Annotated in this window: 19 protein-coding genes; 13 read left to right on the top strand and 6 right to left on the bottom strand. The window is 71.1% G+C overall.

From position 1 onward, the window contains the following. The first annotated feature begins 385 nt into the window (after positions 1-385). Positions 386-802 carry a hypothetical protein gene (locus tag VGB24_RS00380; RefSeq protein ID WP_331070972.1) on the top strand — a complete coding sequence of 139 codons (417 nt, stop codon included), beginning with the start codon at positions 386-388 and terminating at the stop codon, positions 800-802. Here VGB24_RS00380 and VGB24_RS00375 read toward each other — a convergent pair. The 3 genes from VGB24_RS00375 to VGB24_RS00365 are packed head-to-tail and all read right to left on the bottom strand — an operon-like array spanning position 799 to position 2,446. Then, positions 799-1,005, bottom strand: coding sequence for a DUF4177 domain-containing protein (locus VGB24_RS00375; RefSeq protein WP_331070971.1), 207 nt, complete (start codon positions 1,003-1,005; stop codon positions 799-801). The two genes, VGB24_RS00380 and VGB24_RS00375, sit on opposite strands and share 4 nt — an antisense overlap. A gap of 11 nt (positions 1,006-1,016) precedes the next feature. Then, positions 1,017-2,162 (bottom strand): PQQ-dependent sugar dehydrogenase, encoded by a 1,146-nt coding sequence (locus VGB24_RS00370; RefSeq protein ID WP_331070970.1) that lies wholly within the window; start codon positions 2,160-2,162, stop codon positions 1,017-1,019. Continuing rightward, positions 2,159-2,446: a hypothetical protein gene (locus VGB24_RS00365; RefSeq protein WP_331070969.1), complete on the bottom strand. Its 288-nt coding sequence runs from the start codon at positions 2,444-2,446 to the stop codon at positions 2,159-2,161. The genes VGB24_RS00370 and VGB24_RS00365 overlap by 4 nt, the downstream gene beginning before the upstream one ends. A 515-nt stretch (positions 2,447-2,961) precedes the next feature. Here VGB24_RS00365 and VGB24_RS00360 point away from each other — a divergent pair. The 9 genes from VGB24_RS00360 (at position 2,962) to VGB24_RS00320 (ending at position 15,088) form a co-directional block, all read left to right on the top strand. Continuing rightward, a complete protein-coding gene (locus tag VGB24_RS00360) occupies positions 2,962-3,999 on the top strand; it encodes a LacI family DNA-binding transcriptional regulator (RefSeq protein ID WP_331070968.1) in 1,038 nt (345 codons plus the stop codon). 69 nt (positions 4,000-4,068) lie between these two features. Further along, complete coding sequence (locus VGB24_RS00355; protein ID WP_331070967.1) at positions 4,069-5,130, top strand: ketoacyl-ACP synthase III; 1,062 nt, start codon at positions 4,069-4,071, stop codon at positions 5,128-5,130. Beyond that, the gene (locus VGB24_RS00350; protein WP_331070966.1) at positions 5,123-6,919 is read left to right on the top strand and encodes an AMP-dependent synthetase/ligase; all 1,797 of its coding nucleotides are present in this window, start codon (positions 5,123-5,125) and stop codon (positions 6,917-6,919) included. Before VGB24_RS00355 ends, VGB24_RS00350 begins: the two co-directional genes overlap by 8 nt. Next, positions 6,919-7,437, top strand: coding sequence for a hypothetical protein (locus VGB24_RS00345; protein ID WP_331070965.1), 519 nt, complete (start codon positions 6,919-6,921; stop codon positions 7,435-7,437). Before VGB24_RS00350 ends, VGB24_RS00345 begins: the two co-directional genes overlap by 1 nt. Next, positions 7,434-8,942 (top strand): sodium:solute symporter family transporter, encoded by a 1,509-nt coding sequence (locus tag VGB24_RS00340; RefSeq protein WP_331070964.1) that lies wholly within the window; start codon positions 7,434-7,436, stop codon positions 8,940-8,942. Before VGB24_RS00345 ends, VGB24_RS00340 begins: the two co-directional genes overlap by 4 nt. A 108-nt stretch (positions 8,943-9,050) precedes the next feature. Further along, positions 9,051-11,591: a TonB-dependent receptor gene (locus VGB24_RS00335; protein WP_331070963.1), complete on the top strand. Its 2,541-nt coding sequence runs from the start codon at positions 9,051-9,053 to the stop codon at positions 11,589-11,591. Between the two features lie 395 nt (positions 11,592-11,986). Continuing rightward, entirely contained in the window at positions 11,987-12,973 is a 987-nt protein-coding gene (locus VGB24_RS00330; protein WP_331070962.1) for a PHB depolymerase family esterase, read from the top strand. Beyond that, entirely contained in the window at positions 12,970-14,484 is a 1,515-nt protein-coding gene (locus VGB24_RS00325; protein ID WP_331070961.1) for a class I adenylate-forming enzyme family protein, read from the top strand. The genes VGB24_RS00330 and VGB24_RS00325 overlap by 4 nt, the downstream gene beginning before the upstream one ends. A gap of 4 nt (positions 14,485-14,488) precedes the next feature. Next, positions 14,489-15,088: a hypothetical protein gene (locus VGB24_RS00320; protein WP_331070960.1), complete on the top strand. Its 600-nt coding sequence runs from the start codon at positions 14,489-14,491 to the stop codon at positions 15,086-15,088. Here VGB24_RS00320 and VGB24_RS00315 read toward each other — a convergent pair. Further along, positions 15,051-16,424 carry an alpha/beta hydrolase family protein gene (locus VGB24_RS00315; protein ID WP_331070959.1) on the bottom strand — a complete coding sequence of 458 codons (1,374 nt, stop codon included), beginning with the start codon at positions 16,422-16,424 and terminating at the stop codon, positions 15,051-15,053. The two genes, VGB24_RS00320 and VGB24_RS00315, sit on opposite strands and share 38 nt — an antisense overlap. A 97-nt stretch (positions 16,425-16,521) precedes the next feature. Here VGB24_RS00315 and VGB24_RS00310 point away from each other — a divergent pair, with 97 nt between their 5' ends. Beyond that, complete coding sequence (locus tag VGB24_RS00310) at positions 16,522-17,148, top strand: TetR/AcrR family transcriptional regulator (protein WP_331070958.1); 627 nt, start codon at positions 16,522-16,524, stop codon at positions 17,146-17,148. Between the two features lie 171 nt (positions 17,149-17,319). Here the strand turns inward: VGB24_RS00310 and VGB24_RS00305 are convergent, their stop codons facing one another. Then, complete coding sequence (locus VGB24_RS00305) at positions 17,320-17,937, bottom strand: hypothetical protein (protein ID WP_331070957.1); 618 nt, start codon at positions 17,935-17,937, stop codon at positions 17,320-17,322. Beyond that, positions 17,934-18,128 (bottom strand): hypothetical protein, encoded by a 195-nt coding sequence (locus VGB24_RS00300; protein WP_331070956.1) that lies wholly within the window; start codon positions 18,126-18,128, stop codon positions 17,934-17,936. The genes VGB24_RS00305 and VGB24_RS00300 overlap by 4 nt, the downstream gene beginning before the upstream one ends. Before the next feature lie 257 nt (positions 18,129-18,385). On the opposite strand from VGB24_RS00300, the gene VGB24_RS00295 reads away from it, so the two are divergent. After that, positions 18,386-19,627 carry a 6-bladed beta-propeller gene (locus VGB24_RS00295; RefSeq protein ID WP_331070955.1) on the top strand — a complete coding sequence of 414 codons (1,242 nt, stop codon included), beginning with the start codon at positions 18,386-18,388 and terminating at the stop codon, positions 19,625-19,627. 190 nt (positions 19,628-19,817) lie between these two features. Beyond that, positions 19,818-20,537, top strand: coding sequence for an esterase family protein (locus VGB24_RS00290; protein ID WP_331070954.1), 720 nt, complete (start codon positions 19,818-19,820; stop codon positions 20,535-20,537). The last annotated feature ends 49 nt before the right edge of the window (positions 20,538-20,586 follow it).

Here is a 20,586-nt window from a genome sequence, read left to right as displayed (position 1 = left end):
GCTTGCGGGAGAGGGGCCGGGGGAGAGGGCAGCCGGGGCCTGCGCCGGAGCCGTCGAACCGCACCAAAGCCTGTAGCGCAGCCAGCCGCCGCCTCGGCACCCGCGGACGCACACCGGGCTGGCTCCCTTCCCCCACGCAGTTTGTGGGGGAAGGGTTGGGGATGGGGGGCGCCGAGGCATGCGCCGGGCCCGAGGAGACGCGCCTCAAGTATTCGTGCCGCTGTCGCGCCCGGGCTGAGAAGTGGGCCTCAGGCTAGATCCTTCGGCCCGCAGATGATGGTGTACGGGCAGGTACGGTGCGCCTGGGCCTCAGGATGACAACGTTTGTTGCGCGCGTCGGCCCCTCGCGCTCATTGAGCCTCATCAACAACGAGCAGAACCGCGGATGCACGACCATCCTGATCCCACGACGCGCCGCTCGCCCGCCATCCCTGCCTTGATCGGGATCGTGCTGGCGCTGCCGTTCATCGCCATCCTCATGTATCACCCCGATGGCGCGTACGACCTGCTCGCGCTGATCCTGGCGTTCACGGGCGGCGTCTACACGGGGTCGGCGCTGCGGGCGGAGGTCGCGACGCGGAAGCTGGCCATCGAATGGGCGTTCGGGGCGGTTCTCGTCATCCTGGCGGCCCTGAGCTTCTGGTGGGCTCCCATCTGGCTGGCGGCGGGCTTCGGCGCGCACGCGGTGTGGGACGTGGCGCACCACGCGCGCGCACCGGGGCTGGGAATCCGCCGCTGGTTTCCGCCGTTCTGCGCCGCGTTCGACATCGCCGTCGCGGCGCTGGTGCTGTTCTACGCCTAGAACCTGTCCGGCGCCGGGCGCTTGAAGATGAGCACCACCTCGCGGGTCAGCCCTTCGCCGTTGTGCGTCACGAAGGTGCTCGCCAGCTCCCAGCCGGCCCGGCCTTCCCGCCGCAGCAGGGCATCGAGCTCCTCCTTGTCCACCTCGCCTCCCGTGTAGCCGCCCGGCTGCAGCTTGAAGGTCTGGTACTCCCACATCGTCATCGCAACCTCCTTCAGGGGGCCGGGGCGATCCGGTGGACCGTCCCCCGGTGTGAGATCAGGTACAGCTCGCGTTGCGCATCTTCGCCGAACGACGAGATGTTTCCGACGTCCGGGAGAGGATACGAGCGCTCGTCGGCCGCCTGCCCGTCGGCGAAGCGGAAGCTGCGGACCCACCCCTCGCAGTAGTCCGCGTACAGGTAGTGCCCCTGCAGCCCGGGGATCGCCTGGCCGCGGTACACGAACCCGCCGGTGATGGAGCAGCCGTCGTCGTGCGTGTACTCCAGCACGGGCAGCGTCAGCCCTTCGCGCGCGCACCCGCTGCCGGGCTCGAAGCAGTCCGACGCCTCCATTGTGTCCCACCCATAGTTGACCCCCGCCTGCCCCGCGGGCACCACGTTCACCTCCTCCAGCCGGTTCTGCCCCACGTCTGCCACGTACAGCATCTTGGCCGTGTGGTCGAACGAAAAGCGCCACGGGTTGCGCATCCCCAGCGCCCAGATCTCGCCGCGCCCGCCGGATTGCCCGGCGTACGGGTTGCCCGCCGGCATTCCGTACGGCTGGGCGGCGTCCACGTCGATGCGCAGCAGCTTGCCCAGCAGCTTCAGCGGGTCCTGCCCGGCTTCTTCCGGGTCTCCGCCCCCGCCTCCGTCGCCCATGCCGACGTACAGCATGCCGTCCGGCCCGAATACGACCAGGCCGCCGTTGTGGTTGCTGTACGGCTGCCGGACCTGCAGCACCAGCGAGGCCGATGCCGGATCCGCCACGTTGCGATTGGCGGACACGCGGTAACGCTCGATGCGCGTGTCGCCCGCCTGGTCCGTGTAGTTGACGTACAGGAAGCCGTTCTGCGCGTACTTTGGATGGAACGCCACGCTCAGCAGGCCGCGCTCGCCGCCGCTGGACACTTTGGCCGCGATGTCCAGGAAGGGCGTGGGGAGCAGCTGCCCGTTCTCGACGATGCGGATGCGCCCCGGCTGCTCCACGATGAACAGCCGCGCGTCGGACGCGGGCGCGGTCAGGTGCACGGGCGACTGCAGCCCGCTGGCGACCTCCACCAGGCGCAGCGCGGGCTGTCCCGGCGTTTCACCGGGGTCGCCGGGCTCGGAGCCGGAGCAGGCGGCCAGCAGCAGCAGGGGAAGCAGGGTGCGCGGGGTCATGGTGCCTCGGGGGGTGGGGGATGGCCGTGCGGGGTGTCGTCGTCCGTGGCGTCGGACTCCAGCAGCTCGCGCGCGTCGCGCTCGCGATGCCAGGGCACGCGCACCTTCACGCCGAACTGCGACGGGCCCTGGTACCCCGCGCCGAAGATGCCCACGTGCGAACCGCCGTCCACGTGGGCGGGGATTCCGGCCTCGCGCAGCGTTTCGGCGGCGAAGTCGGCCTCCCACACGGCGCCGAACGTGGCGACCACCACCCAGGCCTGCTGCGTCTCGCGGTCGCTCATGTGCGCGATTCGGGGCGGATGGTGCTGGACGATTGGACCTTCATCGGATGCTAGCGGCCCGGGCGGGACGCGTCAAAGGCTTGGATGATGTGTGATGCAGGCTCCGGCGCATGCCGCGGCGCCCCCCATCCCCAGCCCTTCCCCCGCAAACTGCGCGGGGGAAGGGAGCCAGTTCGGTGCGATTCGATGGGTGGGGATGGTGGGGCCGGCAACCCTGGCTGGGGTTTGGTGTGGTTCGACTGGGTCCGGCGCAGTCCCCGGCTGCCCTCTCCCCCGGCCCCTCTCCCGCAAGCGGGAGAGGGGAGAATTCGATTGCGCTTCGGCAGGCTGGGACGCGCGTGTTGTTGAAGCCCCGAACGGTGACGCGACAGCGGCGCCGTGTCGGGGCTTACCGCTTTTCCAGCGGCGGGTTCACCCGCTCTAGCATGGTGAGGTGCCCTCCCGGAGCCAAGGCCCTCGACAAGACTCTCTTGACAATCGATTTGCCAATACGTATTACCTAATACGTATCAGCAATGACGACGCCTCCTCCCTCTCCCGCCCGCCGCGTTACGACGCACGACGTTGCCCGACGCGCAGGCGTGTCGCAGGCCACCGTCTCGCTGGTGCTGGGAGGCAACCCCCGGGCGCGGGTGTCGGCGACGACGCGCGAGCGGGTGGTGCTGGCGGCGGGGGAGCTGGGATACCGGCCCAACATGCTGGCTCGCGGGCTGGTGCAGCGGAAGTCGTACGCCTTGGGTGTGATGGTGCCGGACCTGAGCAACCCGTTCTTCCTGGACGTGGTCACCGGCGTTCAGCGCGTGGCGGCAGAGGCGGGATACGCCGTTCTCCCCGGTGACGTCCGCGAAACGAACGCCGCGCGGCACCTGGACGCCCTGCGCGCCCGGCAGGTGGACGGGCTGATCCTGGACGGCTTCGGCGCGCTGGCGCTGCCGGAAAGCGCGCTGGCGGACCTGAAGGTGGTGCTGGTGGACGAGCCGTCGGAACGCTGGCCGGGGGTCGCCAGCGACGCGCTGGGCGCGGGACGGCTGGCGGCGGAGCACCTGGTGGGCCTGGGGCACACCCGGCTGGCGTTCGCGGGGCCCGCGACGGACGTGCACGGCTTCCGGATGCGCGAGCGTGGATTCTTCCAGGTGCTGCGCGCGCATGGCCTCGGGCTCTCGTCGGCGCGGCTGCGCAGGGTGACGCCGGACGTGGCGGGCGGGCTGCAGGCGATGAGGGCGCTGCTCGCGCTACCCTCGATCGAACGTCCGACAGCCGTGTTCTGCGCGAACGACCTGGTCGCAGCGGGCGCGCTCAAGGCCTGCCTGACCGCGGGGGTGAGCGTGCCGGGGGAGATGAGCATCGTGGGATGCGACGACGTGGAACTGGCCCGCGTCCTCACCCCCGAGCTGACGACGATCCGCGTCCCCGCCCGCGAACTGGGAGCCCGCGCCGCCCGCCTGCTGCTGAAGCAGCTGGAAGACGAATCCTGGGTCCCCCGCCCCACCAAGCCGCTGCCGGTGAAGCTGATATCACGAGGGACCACCTCGGGGCCAGGTAATAGAGAATAGTCGGCAGCGGCACCCGATCCAGCAGTTACTTCCGCACTCACGCACTAACGCACTCACGCACTTCCCTACATGCGCCAGGCCGTCATCACCGGAACGGGGTCCTACGTCCCCGAGCGCGTCGTCACCAACGCGGAGCTGTCCGCCGCGCTCGGGGAGGACGTGGACGGCTTCGTCAGCAACACGCTGGGCATCCGCGAGCGCCGCTGGTGCCGCGACGACGAATCCACCGCCGACCTGGCCGAGAACGCCGCCCGCCGCGCCCTGGACGACGCCGGCCTGCATCCCTCCGACGTCGACCTGCTGATCGTATCCACCGACACCCCCGAGTACGTTTCACCCGCCACCGCCTCCGTCCTGCACGGACGCCTGGGGATGCGGCCGGACGCGGGGACGTTCGACGTGAACAGCGCCTGCGCGGGGTTCGCCACGGCGCTGGACGTAGCGTGGAAGTACCTGCGCGCCGACGAGCGGTACGGGCGCGTGCTGGTGGTCGCGGTCTACGCGATGTCGAAGTTCCTGGACCAGGCGGACAAGAAGACGGTCACCATCTTCGCCGACGGGGCCGGCGCCGTCGTCCTGCAGGCGTCGGAGCAGGCGGGGATCCTGGCCTCGGAGCTGGCGGCGGACGGGTCGTTCAGCGACGGGATGGGCGTGTTCGCCGGCGGCACGGCCGAGCCCATCACCGCCGACGTGCTCCAGGACGGCACCCGCAACCGGCTGCGCTTCGTCCGCAAGTATCCCAAGGAAGTCAACGAGGAAGGCTGGCCGCGCATCGTCCAGTCGGTGCTCGGCCGCATCGGGCAGGCGGTGCCGGACGTGGACCTGTGGCTGTGGACGCAGGTGAACCGCTCCACCATCGAAGCCGTGATGGACCGCCTGGGCGAGCCGATGGACAAGGCGCACACGGTGATGGGCAAGTGGGGCTACACCGGCTCCGCCTGCCTGCCGATGGCCTTGGACGACGCCGCGAAGAGCGGGCGGCTGAAGACTGGTGACCTGGTCGTCCTCACCGGATCGGGCGCCGGGCTATCGATGGGATGCGTCGCGCTTCGGTGGACCCGTGATGGGTCTCCCCTCTCCGCGCGTAGTCTGCGCGGGGAGGGGCCGGGGGAGGGGCCGTCACATGGCTGAGACGGCCGTTTCCGCCTTCGTCGCTCGTGCCCGGGCGGACGCCGACCGGCCCGCCCTGCGCGTTCTCCCGGCGGGCGGCGCGGCGCGCGACGAGACGATCACCTGGGGCGAGTGGGCCGCCCTGTCGCGCGCCTTCGCCGCGTCGCTGATCGCCGCCGGGCACCGGCCGGGGCAGCACGTCGCCATCCTCGCGGGCAACGCGGCCGCGTGGCCCATCGCCGACCTCGGCGTGCTGATGGCCGGCGGCATCTCCGTCGGCGTGTATCCCACGAGCGCGCCCGCGCAGGTGCGGCAGCTGCTGGCGGACTGCGCGGCCGTGGCGGTGGTGGTGGATTCGCCCGCGCAGATGGAGAAGGTGCGCGCCGTCCGCTCCACCCTCCCCGAGCTGCGCACCGTCATCTGCGTGGACCACGACGGAGGTGGCGACGCGGTGTCGTGGGCGGGGTGGATGCAGCGCGGCCGTGCGCTGGGCGAATCGGTGCAGACGCGCGCCGAGCTGGCCCGGCGCATGGACGCCCTGCGGGCCGACACCACGGCCATCCTCATCTACACTTCCGGCAGCACCGGCGAGCCCAAGGGCGCCGCCCTCACCCACCGCACCCTGCTCGCGTCGGCCGCGTCCATCCGCGACACGCTGGGCCTGGTGCAAGGCGACCGCTCGCTCTCGTTCCTCCCCTTCTGCCACGCCGCCGAACGCATCTTCGGCCTGTACACGCGCATCGTCTGCGGCATGCAGGCGGGGCTCGTCGCGGACCACAACCGCGTGTGGGACGCCGCCCGCGAGTTCGCGCCGACCCTCTTCGGCGGGCTGCCGCGCTTCTACGAAAAGGCCGTCGCCACCCTCCGCGCCCAGCAGGCGGCGGCGACAGGGGACGAGCGGACGCGCGGGGAGCGGACGATGGAGCTCGGCACGGTGCGATCGCGGCTCAGGCGCGCGGGGCAGCCCGTCCCGGCGGAGCTGGAGGCGGAGTGGATGCGTACGGGCGAGCCGCTGCTGGAGCGCGCGCGGGAGCTGTTCGGCGGACGGGTGAGGGTGGCCACCTCCGGCGGCGCCACGCTGCCCGAGGACGTTTCCGAGTACCTGGATGCGCTCGGCATTACCGTGCTAGGCGCGTACGGGCTGACGGAGCACCTGTGCGCGGCCTTCAACCGGCCGGACCACTACACGTTCGACTCCGCCGGCCCGCCCATGCCCGGCACCACGCTGCGCCTGGCGGAGGATGCAGAGATCCTGCTGCGGCGCGGATCGCTGACCTTCAGCGGCTACCACGGCCGGCCGGACGAGACGGCGGAGGCGTTCAGCGCGGATGGCGAGTGGCTGCGCACGGGTGACCTGGGGCGCGTAGGGGAAGACGGTGCGCTGCGGGTGATCGGCCGCAAGAAGGAGCTGATCGCGCTGTCCAATGGCAAAAAGGTGGCGCCGCTGGGCATCGAGGCGGCGCTCACGGGCGAGCCGTGGATCGAGCAGGCGATGCTGTACGGCGAGGGCCGCAACTTCGTCAGCGCGCTGCTCGTCATCCGCCGCCCCGCCCTGGAAGCCTGGGCCGCCGAGCACGCCCGCGACGCCGACGATCCGCGCCTGCTGGACGATCCCGGGCTGCGCGCCGCCGTGCAGGCCGCGGTAGACCGGGTGAACGCCCGCCTCAGCAACCCCGAGCGCGTCCGCCGCTTCGCGCTGCTCGGCAGCGGATTCAGCGGCGACGACCTGACCCCCACGCTCAAGCTGCGCCGCCCCATCGTGGAGCAGCGCTACCGGGCGCACCTGGAAGCCCTTTACGTGGACGCCTGATGGCAAGACGAAATTCGCTCCTGGCCCTGCTGGCGGGCACCGTGGCCATCGCGGCCGCATACGGCTCCGCCTTCCTCCCGGGTCCCCCCACCTCGTGGGCGCCCTGGGCGCTGGGGATCGGCACGGCGGTGGTGATGGTGGCCGCTTCCGCACTCGGCGCCGCGCGCAGGGATGGCGGGCTCGGGCGGCTGAAGCTGCCGTTTGCGCTCGTCTTCCTGATCCTGGCCGGCGGCTTCGCCCTGGTGCTGGCGCTTCCGCCGGTGGACCCGGCCGACCCCACGCTCTTCCTGGGGCTGCCCCCGCGCGCCGCGGTGGTGCTGCTGGGCATCGGCCTGCTGCCGCTTCTCGTCCTGCCCATCGCCTACGCGCTGACCTTCGACGAGATGACGCTGAACGAGGCCGACTGGGAGAAGATCCGCGAGGCCGCCCGGGTCTACCAGGCGTCGCAGTCCGCATCGGCCCAGTCCGCCCACGCCGCCCCCACTCCCCGCCCCGCGCCCGAGGTGGAGCCCGTATGATGCTCGCCATCCTGCAGACGTCCGAGCTGCCCCGCCTCGCCCAGCCGACGATCGTCGCCGTCGCCGTCGTCTACTTCGCCATCGTGGCGGCCATCGGCGTGTGGGCCACGCGCAAGACGCGCACGGCCAGCGACTTCTTCGTGGCGGGCGAGGGCATCGGCCTGGCGGCGCTGACGCTGGCGGCCATGAGCGCCACGCTCTCGGGCTTCGCCTTCATCGGCGGGCCGGGGCTGGTCTACGCCACCGGGCTGGGGGCGATGTTCCTGATCCTCCCGGCCTCCGTCACCTCGTCCATGACCTCGTGGGCGCTGGCGAAGCGCATGCGCCTGCTGGCCGAGGTGCGCGGGCTGATCACCGTGCCCGACGCCATCGGCGCGCGCTACCGGTCGCCCGCCGCGCAGGGGCTGTCGGCGGTCGCCATCCTGGTTGCCGTCATCGGCTACATGGCCACCAACATCCTGGCCTTGGGTCTGGTGATCGACGCCATCTTCGGCACGGGGCTCACCTGGGGCGTGTGGATCGGGATGGCGATCGTGCTGGGCTACTCGGTGGCGGGCGGCATCCTGGCCGGCGTGTACACCGACGTCTTCCAGGGCTCGCTGATGGCCGTGGCCTCCGTGCTCGTCTTCATCTACACGCTGCAGGCGGGCGGGGGGATGGAGGGAATCAGCCGCACGATCCTGTCGGCGGACGCCGCGTTCATGGGGCCGTTCGGGTCCATGGGCGCCGTGGCCGCGCTGTCGCTGTTCTTCGTCTTCGGCGTGGGGTCGATGGGCCAGCCGCACGTGATCCACAAGTTCTACATGCTGCGCGACCCGCGGAAGCTGAAGTGGTATCCGCTGCTGGTCACGCTGGCGCTGATCGTCACCATGCTGCTGTACTTCGGCGTGGGCGTGGCGGTCAAGGCGCTCGTCGTCGAGGGCCGCATGGAGCCCCTGGCCCGCCCGGACGACGCCACGCCGTTCTTCCTCCTGCGCTTCACCCCCGTGCTCCTGGCGGCCCTCGTCTTCTCGGGCGTGGCGGCGGCCATCATGAGCACGGTCAACAGCTTCATGAACATCGGCGCGGCGGCCATCACGCACGACATCCCCGTGGCGCTGGGGATCAAGGTGAAGAACGAGCTGAAGTGGGGCCGCATCAGCACCGTGGTCGTGTCCCTCCTGGCGGCGTGGCTGGCCCTGCTGCCGGGCGCGCTGGTGGCGTTCCTGGGAATCTTCGGATGGGGGCTGTTCGCCTCGACGCTGGTTCCCGCGCTGGCCATCGGGCTCAACTGGGAGGGCGCCACCAAGGAAGGCGCCATCGCCTCCATCTGTACCGGCCTGGCGATCACGCTGGGATTCGAGACGATGGCGTTCTTCAAGGTCTACTCGTTCCCCGCCGGAGTGACGGTGAGCGGGCTCTCGCTGGTGCTCTCCATCCTGGTCTTCTTCGCCGTCAGCTGGGCGACCCGCGACCGGGCCGCGGCGGCGCTGGATGCGGATGTTCGGCTGGTGATGTCGGTGTGAGGGAAGTGCGTGAGTGCGTTAGTGCGGAAGTGCAGATGAGGTAGGAAGTCCAACCGCGCGTTCCGCCATGGGGCGCGCCCCCTGTCCCCCGAACGTGGAGATCCTTCCATGAGCAGCAGCGGTACCCCGCGCCTCGCCTGGCGCAGCATTCTGCTGGCCCTTGCGCTGGCCCTGTGGCCGGCCGTGGCCCACGCGCAGTCCGGCACGCTCCGCGGCACCGTCGCCGGGCGCGACGGCGAAGCCCTGGCCGGCGCGCGGGTGACCGTAGTCGGCACCCGCCTGGTCACCAGCACCAGCCCGCAGGGCGCCTTCACCCTGCGCGGCGTTCCCTCGGGCACGCACCAGCTTCGCGTGTCGGCCGCCGGCTTCCGCGACGAGACCAGCGAGGCCTCCATCCGCCCCGGTGAGGAGACGCTGGTGGCCATTCAGCTCGAGGACAAGCCGTACGAGCTGGACGCCGTGGTGATCTCGGCCTCGCGCCAGTCGGAGCGCGTCACCGAGGCGCCGGCCACCATCACCCGCATCGGCACCGACCAGCTCGACGCGGCGGTGGGCAACACCTTCGCCGGCGCGCTCAAGGAGGTGAAGGGGCTGGACTTCGTGCAGGTGGGGATGACGAGCGTGGGCATCAACGCCCGCGGCTTCAACTCGTCGTTCAACAACCGCATGCTGATGGTGGAGGACGGCCGCATCATGGTGCTGCCCGAGAACGGCCTGCCCGTGGGCCAGTTCACTGCCACCCCCAAGGTGGACCTGGGTGGCATCGAGGTGCTGGTGGGCCCCGGCGCGGCGCTGTACGGCGCCGACGCCAGCAGCGGCGTGATCAGCATGGAGACCAAGGACCCGCGCGCCTTCCCCGGTTTGACGATGGAGGTCACCGGCGGCAACCGGAACTACCGCGACGTGCAGGCGCGCTACGCTGGCGTGCTCGGCGACTGGGGCTACAAGGTGTCGGGCGAGTACCAGGAGGCCGACGACTGGAGCAACCGCCTTACGCTGGTGTCGGGGATCGCCCGCGCGTGGCGCCCCACCGACGTCGGCTCGGCCACGGTGGCGCCCGAGGTGAGCCCAGGCGGCGTGAACGGGCTGAACTGGGACGCCAGCGTGGCCCGCGGCACCGCGGCCGTGGTGCGCTACTTCGGCAACAGCCGGCTGGAGCTTTCCGGCGGCGGCAGCGTCACCGACGGCGTGGGCCAGACCAGCGTGGGGCGCAACCAGCTGGAGGGCTGGCGGTACAACTTCGGCCAGCTGCGGTTCAGCAGCCCGCGCTGGTACGCCAACGTATACCGCGCCCAGAGCCAGTCGGGCGAGTCGTGGGCCACCAACCGCTACAGCCAGGCCTACTATCCCAACCTGGCGCGGCCCGACGCCACGCGGATGACGGACGAGCAGCTCGTCGCCGCGTCGGACTGGCCCAGCGACGGGCGGATGTACGCCGGCGAGGTGCAGTACAACTCGCGCGTGCCCATGCTGCTGAACAGCGCGGTGGTGCTGGGGACGAGCTATCGGCGCGACGTGGTGAGCAGCGACCGGCAGTGGCTGACGGACCGCCTGACGGGCGAGGACATCTCCATCAACCAGTACGCCGGCTTCGGGCAGGTCACCACGCCGGTGATGCCGTGGATGGACGTGGTGCTGGCCGGCCGGTACGACATCCACGAGAACTACGACGCCCAGTTCAGCCCCAAGGCGGGCGTGGTGGTGCGGCCCGTGCCGGGGCAGAACTTCCGCGTGACGTACAACCGCGCGTTCAAGTCGCCCACCATCCTGCAGACCAACTTCCACATCCCCGACTGGAACGCCATCACCGTCATCTACGGCAACACGCGTGGCTTTACCGTCAAGCGGCCCGACGGCACGGTGTTCCGGGAGTACGCGCCGCTGCAGCCGGAAGAGAACACCACCTGGGAGTTCGGCTACAAGGGCGTGCTGGGGGACCGGCTGTTCGTGGACGTGGCCCACTACCGCTCGGCGTACGAGAACTTCATGAGCCCGCTGGCCGTGATCGGCGATCCGCTGAACGCCGGCCTGGGCGGGCAGCCGGCCGGCACCTCGGTGTGGGCGTACGACGCCGACGGCAACCGCCTGAACACGGCGGCGGGCGGCCCGGCCCTGGCGCTGACGTACTACAACCTGGGCGCGGCCAGGATCCAGGGCACCGACGCGGGGATCAACTTCGTGGTGACGCCCAAGATCAACGTGCGCGGCACGCTCTCGCTGATCGAGATCAGCGACGTGGAGGTGGACGCCGGCCGCGAGGAGAGCACCGCGCTCAACTCGCCGGAGATGAAGTGGACGCTGGGCGGCAGCTTCCAGGACTTCGGCCGCCTGACCGGCGGGCTGACGGTGCGCCACGTGGACGAGTACTACTTCCGCTCGGGCGTCAACCGCGGCTTCATCTCGGGCTTCACCACGCTCGACGCCAACCTGGGCTACCGGATCGACCGCTTCAACACCACGGTGAACCTGGGCGTGAGCAACCTCTTCGGGTGCGGCGGCAACTTCGAGTACGACGACAAGGACCTGCTGCGCGCCACTCCCACCAACGAGAACCGCGGCTGCGGGTTCGGGCAGAAGCACACGGAGATGATCAACATGCCGGAGATCGGCACGATGGTCTTCCTGGGCATCAGGTACCAGACGCGCTGAGGCCCTCACCCGGCGTCGCGGGACCCTCACCCGGCCGCGCTGACACGCGTGCCACCCTCTCCCACAAACAGCGTGGGAGAGGGGGTACACCCCAGGTCTAGAGCGTCAGGATAGCCCGGTGCTCGGGCCGGCGCCCCCCATCCCCAGCCCTTCCCCCGCAAACTGCGCGGGGGAAGGGAGCCACTGTGGAGCGCTCCGGCAGCTTTGGGCGCGCACGACATTGACTCCTCTCCCCCATGGGGTTTATGGGGGAGAGGTTGGGAGAGGGGGGCGGCCGTAGCATGCATCCAACCCCTCGAAGCACATTCGAAGTTCTCCCCTTTCCGCACGCAGTTTGTGCGGGGAGGGGCCGGGGGAGGGGCCCCCAGCGGAAACGCACCTCTGCCAGGCACACGATGCACCACCTGACCCGCACCCTGTTCGCCCTGACGATGGCAGGCACCCTCTCCACCTCGGGCTGCACTCCGCCCGCGCAGCCGCCAGCGCCCCAGCCCGCCGCGTACGACACCGTGGCCGCGCCGCGCGGGACGGCCCAGGCGCTCATCGGATGGAGCACGTACCAGGGCGAGGGCGGCACGCGACGGTACTGGGTGTACGTGCCCGCCCGATACGATCGCGCCCGCCCCGCCCCACTCGTCGTCATGCTGCACGGCTGCACGCAGGACCCGGAAGACTTCGCGCGCGGAACGCAGTTCAGCGCGCACGCCGAGCGCGCGGGCGTCATCGTCGCCTATCCCGAGCAGACTGCGGCGTACAATCCGCAAAAGTGCTGGTCGTGGTACGATCCCGCCCACCAGGCGCGCGGCGCGGGCGAGCCGTCCATCGTCGCCGGCATCACCCGCGAGGTGATGAGCCGCTTCGCCGTCGATTCCACGCGCGTCTACATCGCCGGGGTCAGTGCGGGCGGGGCGATGGCCGTCAACACCGCGGCGGCCTATCCCGAGCTGTACGCCGCAGCCGGCGCGCACTCCGCCATCCCGTACCGCGCCGCGACGGACGTGGCGTCCGCCGTCTCGGCGATGCGCTCCGGCCCGGCCAACCCCGACGCGCTCCCCGCCCCCTTCGCGGCGGGCGTCACGCCGGTTCCGCTGATCGTCTTCCACGGCACGTCCGACGTGGTCGTGAACGCGGAAAACGGCCGGCGCCTGGCCGACCAGTGGCGGCGCACCGTCGGGGCCAAGGACTTCACCCGCCACCAGGTGGATGCGGGCGGGCTGCGCGCCACGCGCGACGTCTCCGGGCCGTTCGTGGAGTTGTGGATGGTCGAGGGGCTGGGCCACGCCTGGTCCGGCGGCTCGCCCGCGGGCACCTACACCTCGGCGGCGGGGCCGGACGCAAGCCGCGAGATGCTGCGCTTCTTCCTGCAGCACCCGGTTCGATGATGGACGCACTTCCCCGCTTTCCCCGCCAGCCCGATCCCCTGCGCTTCTGGCGGCGGATCTCGCCCGGCCGCGTCGCCCTCGTCGACCGCCCGCGCGGCGAGCGGCTGACGTACGCGGAGCTGGACGCGGCTGCGGACCGCTGGGCGGGGCTGCTGCGGGCGCGCGGCATTGGCCGCGGGGCGATCGTGGCGGCGCTGGCGGGCAACCGGCGCGAGCTGCCGGAGCTGTTCTTTGCCTGCGGACGCATCGGGGCGGCGCTGCTGCCCCTCAACTGGCGCCTCTCCGCCGCCGAGCTCAAGCCCATCCTGGCCGATGCGCGCCCCGACCTGCTGATCGGCGAGGCGCGGTTCCGCGACCGGGCGGACGGGCATCCCGCGTGGATGGACCTGGACGCCGACGCCCCCGCCCTGCTGGCCGCGGCCGAACCATCCAGCGAAGACGTCCCCATCTCGAGCGACGAGCCGCTGCTGGTCCTGTACACGTCCGGAAGCACGGGCACGCCCAAGGGCGCCGTCCTGCCGCATCGGCAAGTCTTCTGGAACGCCGTCGCCACGACGACCGCGTGGGAACTGGGCGCCGACGACGTGGCGCCGGTGAGCACGCCGCTCTACCACACGGGCGGATGGAACGTCTTCGCCACGCCGCTGTGGCACCGCGGCGGCACGGTGGTGCTGCTGGATGCGTTCGATCCGGACGGCTTCATGCAGGCCATCGAGGAGGAGGGGTGCACCGTGGCCCTGACCGTCCCCACGCAGCTGATGATGATGGCCGAAAGCCCGCGCTGGGGCCGTCCCCTGCCCCGGCTGCGGCGCTTCGTCTCCGGCGGCGCGCCCTGCCCCGCGGCGCTGGCGGCAAAGGTCCGCGCAGCGGGATACACCTTCCGCGAGGGCTACGGGCTGACGGAGTGCGGCCCCAACTGTTTCGCCATCTCCGACGAGGAGGCGGTCCGCCGGCCGGGATTCGTCGGCTGGCCGGTGCCGTACCTGGAGATGCGGCTGGACGCGGAGGACGGGCGCGAGGCGCGGCTGGGCGAAGCCGGCGAGCTGCTGCTTCGCGGGCCGCAGGTGTTCGGCGGATACCTGCGCAACCCGGAGCGCACGGCGGAGGTGCTTTCGGCGGACGGATGGCTGCGCACGGGAGACCTGGCCGTGAGGGACGAGGGCGGGGCGTATCGCATCTGCGGGCGGCGCAAGGAGATGTACATCTCGGGCGGCGAAAACGTCTTTCCCGCCGAGGTCGAAGCCGCACTCTCCGAGTGCCCCGGCGTGGCGGAGGCCGTCGTCGTCGGCGTGCCGGACGAGAAGTGGGGCGAGGTGGGCCGCGCCTTCGTCGTCCCCCGCGCGGATTCCGTGCTGACGGAAACGGACGTGGTTGCCCATGCGCGGGGGCGGCTGGCGGGCTACAAGGTGCCGCGCTCCGTCTTCATCGTCTCCGAGATCCCGCGGCTGGGCAGCGGCAAGCCCGACCGCCGCGCCCTCGCCGCAGTGCAGCCGCTCCTGGTGGAGGCGTGAAGCGATGAACCCGATCACGACTACGGCCCACGGCGCCAGGGGCTCCACCCTGCGGTCGACGCTCGCCTTCGTGCAGCGCATCGCAGGCGACGACACCGTGGCGCGCATCCGGGACGGCCTTGGCGCGGACGACCGGGCCCGCATCGACGCGGCGGCGCCCACGGACGAGATCCCGCTGACGCTTCTGCACGCGTTGTGGCGGGCCGTGGAGGCGGAGATCGGCGCGGAGCACCCGGACTGGCCGGAGCAGTCCGGCGCGTTCGCCATCGAGGGGACGGGACAGCAGCTGTACGGCGGCATCCTGCGCAAGAAGTCGCCGATGGAGTTCCTGACGCAGCGCGTGTCGCTCTTTCGCCTGTACTACCACCCGGGCAACATGGAGGTGGTGGAGGCGGAGCAGGGGCGCGCGGTGCTGCGGCTGGTGGGTTTCGACCCCGGCGAGCGCACCTTCTGCCGCCGCCAGACGGGCGGGCTGCTGCGCTCGATGGAATTCGCGGGCGGCACGTCCGGCACGGTGCGCCACGTCCGCTGCTCGCTGGAGGGCGATGCGTTCTGCGAGTGGGAGCTCAGGTGGGATACGCCGGCCGCGGCGGAGGGGGAGTAGCGCACGCCCCTGGGAGGGCGATTCCGCGGCGGCACACCCACGCGCGGACGTGCTGCAGGTACTCGGGCGCCAGGACCGGCCAGGGGCCTCCCCCCGGGTTCGGGCGCATCAAGGCGTGGTCGGCTCCCCCGATCACCACGATGTCGTAGTCCTTTCCCGCGCCGCGCAGCTGCTCGGCGATACGCGAGCTGGCAAGGGCCGGCACCGTCTCGTCGGCGCTTCCGTACAGCCACAGGCCCGGCGCCGGCAGCTGGCGGAGGAGTGGCGCCGGATCCAGGTCCAGCCAGGGACGGAAGCGGATTCGCCCCGGTGAGCCGCCCGGCTCCGGCGCGTATTCCATGGCGCGGAACCACGCTGCCCCGGCCGCCGCGTCGACCAGGGCGCGCAGCCGCTCGTCTCCGCCGCCGCTCCGCGTGACTTCATCATCCGCCAGGAGCAGGGCACGGGCCTCCGCGATCTCGCGCTCGCCGAACCCTGCGCCCCGCAGCCGCACCTCGTAGTCGTAATTGCCCTCGTCGGCGGGCGTGGTCAGCGGCCCGGAGCGGATGATCAAAAAGCCCGGCGGCGTGCCGTTCCGCGCCAGCCGTTCACCCGCCACGGCGGCGATCCAGCTCGCCTGGCTCGCCCCCACCAGTCCGATCCGCCCCGCATCCACCCCGGGGTACGCCCGCAGCACGTGGAACGCCGAAACGGCGTCCGTCGCAAGGTCTGCCGGAGTGGCGCTCCGCCAGTCGCCCGTCGACTCTCCACTTCCTCGTTTGTCGTACAGCAGGACCGCGACGCCCAGCGATGCCAGTTCCTCGGCCAGGTAGCGGCCAGCCCCGGCCCGCGTTTCGGCACCGGACCCGTGCAGGCCGACCGCCGCGGCGAAGGGGCCGCGGCCGTTCGGCATGAGGAGCGTCGCCGCGAGGCGTACGGTGTCACTCTCGATCGTGAGTGCATGGTCGGTGAAGCGCGGCGGGCGGGATGCGGCGCGGTGGAGAGTGAACGGTCCCTCCAGCGGCCCGAACGCGTACCGCCCCAAGGCGGCCCCGGCCGCGATCGCCCCGGAAAACGTGAACTGCCCCGATGGAGTGGGGATGCGGAACGACAGGGAATCCGGGGTGCGCACCCAGTCCAGAACGGGCATGCCGGCCTGGCCCAGGTCCACGAACCGTGCGGTACGATCCTGGCTGCCGCGCTCCTCCTCGACCTCGATGCGCGTTCCCGGTCCGGGACCCAGCACGCCGGCCCAGCGCGTCGTGCGCGGCGACGCCGTCGCCGCACAGCCGCCGAGGAACGCGGTGCCGGCGAGCAGGAGCGCGGTGCGCCGGCTGAATGCGAGAAGCGTCGTCATCGTGTTCCGGGGAGCGCCCATTTCCAACCTCCAGGCCAGGTGGCAGATTGCAGCGCCAGAAACTTGTACTGGAGTACAACTTTGCGCAAGACAGGTGATGGAACGCAGCGCAGCCGATCCGGCGAGTGGCCGACGCGAGCAACAGAAGGCGGCGAGGCGGGAGCGCATCCACGCCGCGGCGCGCGCGCTGTTCGTCGACCGTGGCTACGACGCCACCAGCCTGGACGACATCGCGGCGGCGGCGGGCGTGGCGCGCGGAACGTTCTTCAACTACTTCCCGTCGAAGGCGGCCGTTCTCGCCGAGCAGTACCAGCGGCTGGCCCAGGAATTCGTCGCGCTGCTCGACGCGGCTGAGCAGGGCACGGCGCGCGACAGGCTGATCCTGCTGTTCCGGGGAGCCGAGGCCTTGCTGCGGCGGGAGGGCGACTTCGCGTCCGTCGTCTACCACCAGGCGTTCCGGGAGCCGGAAGTGGTCGCGGCCGACGCTGGAACCGAGGCGCGGGTGTTCGAGCGGTGGGTGCAGTGGTTCGAAGAGGCGAAACAGCGGGGAGAGATCAGGCCCGGCGCGGACTCGGCCCTGCTGGCGACGGTGATCATGGACGTGTGGTTCGCCACGCTCCGGGCATGGATCGCCGCCGACCGGCGATTCGGCCTTGCGGACCTCGCCGCCGAGAAGCTGGGCCTGCTCTTCGACGGCGTGAGGGGAGGCGGGGGTCAGGTCTGACCCGAACCCACGGGGCGGCCGGGGGGCCAGGGCCGGGTGAACCCGATGCAGCCCCACATTCAGCCAGTCCGCGCAGGCGGACTTCGTGTGGTTGTTGCCGCGAATTCATTCGCCCCAGCCGCCACACCCAGGCTCATCCGGTACGTCGTTCTTCCGCGCGGACGAACCTCGTCAGGCTTCCTGCTTGCCGTCGCGGAACACGCGCACGCCCGCCGTGCCGCCGCCGTGCAGGAGCAGACGTGCGCCACGCCCGCCGTAGGCGCGCATCAGGTCGTGCATCAGCGGCTCTTCGCCGTGCCAGGGATACCCGAACACCAGGTCGAAGTCCTCCAGCGGGTGCCCCAGCGCGGGGTATCCCGAGGCGCCGTCGCCGATGGTGCCGATGCGCCCGTCCCCGCCCTTGGGCCGGTACTTGTAGCCCGACGGGATGAAGCTGCCGGCCACGAACTTCGCCGAGGAGCCGTAGCGCTCCGCCAGCCCGCGCGCCACGTCCACCAGCTCGCCGTCCAGCTCCAGCCCGTACGCCTCGAACCCCAACAGGTCCGCGATGATGGTGATGACGCCCGTGGCCGAGCCCCACTCCAAAAAGCGGAGCCCCGGCGCACGCAGCTCGATCAGCGCGTCGAGCACCACCTCGTAGTCGGCCGGGACGAACGGGTGCCACTCGTTCTGGCGCACCTCGGTATCGAAGCGGCGCCAGATTTCCCACCCTTCCTCGCTCAGGGCAGAAATCCTGGCGCGCAGCTCCGCGTCCACGCCGGCCATCCGGGGTGGTGCCCCAGCGCTCACGCGTCGTCCTCGTCGGCCGGCTCGGTCTCTCCGCCGGGGCCCTCGGTGCCCTCGTCCATCACCCCGCCCAGCTCGTCGTCGTCGCCGCCCTCCTTGCGGGCGAGCTTCTTCGCGGCCTTTTCCTCTTTCTTCTTCTGCTTGTCGATTTCCTTCTGGCGCTTCTCGAAATTGTAGTTGGGACGCCTCGCCATGTTTGCTCCGGTTCGTAGGTGCGTGCTCGCCGCTGGTGTCGCGCGATAGCTGAATCTAGCTCGCCGACCCGCTTGGCGCTCCGTTCCGTCTCCCGTTCCTGCACCTTCCGGTCCCCCGATGCGCGCCGCCCCCGCCCGCCCCTTCATCATTCCCTCATCCATCCCCGGCAACAGTGCGGTTCGTGGCGGCGTCCAAACCCGCGACAGGAACTCGGGAGAGCGGCGTTCTTCCGCGCACAGACCCACCAGGAGCGGGGATGATGATCAGGATCAGGACCACGGCGGCCCCGCTGCTGGCGGCGGCGCTGATGACGGCCGGCGCCGCGGCGGCACAGGACCGCGTGGTGCAGCTGCCGCGGCAGGACCGCGTGCTGTCGGGAACGGCGCCCCAGGTGTACGCCGTCGGCGCGGCGGAGGGGGCGGACCACGAGATCTTCGGCGAGATCGCGGGGGTCGCTTTCGACGCGTCCGACAACCTGTACGTGCTCGATCGCCCCAACGCGCGGGTGATGGTGTACGGGCCCACCGGCCGCTTCCTCCGCCAGATCGGGCGCAAGGGACAGGGCCCGGGCGAGCTGACGGTTCCCATGCAGCTCGCCATCGCCGGCGACGGCACCGTGGTGGTGATGGACCTGGCCCGGCCCGCGTACAGCCTGTTCCGGCCCGATGGAACGTTCATCCGCAACGTGGCCATGGAGGGGCTGTTTCCGTCGCTGGGCTCGCCGATGGCCTGGCACCCGCGCGGCGGCGTCGTGGGCACCTTCCGCCCGGCCCCCACCGCGAGCCCGCGCACCGGCACCCACACCGACAACACCGTCCCGCTGACGTTCTATCCATTCGGTGGCGGAAACCCGGTACGGCTGTACCAGATCCCGCAGCAGTCGACGACGCAGAGTTCCAGCAGCACCCCCGGCCAGATGATGGTGCGCGTGGTGCCACCGCCCACCTTTTCACCCGCGGTGCTGTTCGGCGTGCTTCCGGGCGGGCAGATGGCGCTGAGCTTCACGTCCGGCTACACGGTGCGCATCCTGGACGCCAATGGCCAGACCGTGCGCTACCTGCAGCGGCCCATGCCCGTGCGCCGGACGACCGAGCGCGACCGCGAGCGCGCCCGCGCCGAGCGGAGCGAACGGATGCAGAGCGGGCGGGGCAGGGTCACCATCACCACGGGCGGTGGCGGCCGCGCGCCGCGAGGGGCACCGAGCGGCCCCGAGATCGAGCGGATGCTCGGGGAGATGCGCTTCGCCGATACCATCCCCGCGCTGAAGGGGCTGCGCGTGGCGCCTTCGGGCAAGCTGTGGGTGGAGCGCACGCCGCCGTTCGGGTCGGAGGACGGCCCGGTGGACCTGCTCACGGCCGAGGGGCAGTACCTGGGGACCATCAACGGGTTCGGCCTGCCGGCGGCCATCAGCCGGGGCGGGCTGGCCGCCTTCACCGAGGTGGACGACCTGGGGGTGGACCGCGTCGTCGTGCGCCGATTGCCGCAACCCTGGCGGTAGGAACGCGACACGCAGGAATCCCGAACGGGCGCGGCAAGGAGCCGCGCCCGTTTTCGCGTCCGGAACCGCCGCTCATCGCCCCTTCCGCCCCGCCCCGCGCGCCCCTACGTTGCCGCCGGTGCGCGGTTTGCGGGTGCAGCCGCGCCCCCGTGCGACTGACGAGTGCACCAGACCGGAGGAAGAGCCCCACGTGAACCGCGAGTACCACCGATGGCACAGCCCCTCGCTGGGGCGTGACATGGAGATGTTGGTCTTTGGCCATTCGGGCGCGCGCATGGTGGTGTTCCCCACCTCGCAGGGGCGCTACTTCGAGTGGGAAGACCGCGGGATGACGAACGTGCTGGGCGACCACCTGCGCAACGGCTGGCTGCAGCTCTTTTGCGTGGACAGCGTGGACGTCGAAAGCTGGTACGCGCGCTGGAAGCATCCGCGCGACCGCGCCCAGCGGCAGTACGACTACGAGAACTACGTGGTGCGCGAAGTGGTTCCGTTTTCGCGAAGCCGCAACGACAACCCGTTCCTGATGGCCACCGGCGCCAGCTTCGGCGCGTACCACGCGGTGACCATGGCGCTGCGGCACCCGCACGTCTTCAACCGGGTGATCGGGCTGAGCGGGATGTACGACATCCGCCAGTTCGCCGACGGCTACTACGACGACGCCATCAAGGGCAACAACCCGTCTCACTTCGTCGGCGAGCTGCACGACCACGGGCACCTGGAGGCGCTCCGCCGGATGGACATCATCCTGGCGACGGGCGAGACGGACCAGTTCGTCGACAACAACCGCCATCTCTCGCGCATCCTGTGGGAAAAAGGCGTCGGCAACGCGCTGCGGCTGTGGGACGGGTGGTCGCACGACTGGCCGTACTGGGAGCGGATGATCCGCACCTACATCAACGGAAGCGACTGAACGGAAAGTGCGTGAGTGCGTTAGTGCGGGAGTGCGTGAGGGCGGGAGT

It is taken from the genome of Longimicrobium sp., from assembly GCF_036399935.1.
In the GTDB taxonomy this organism is placed as follows: Bacteria; Gemmatimonadota; Gemmatimonadetes; order Longimicrobiales; family Longimicrobiaceae; genus Longimicrobium.
This window is presented reverse-complemented; position numbering and strand designations above follow the sequence as displayed.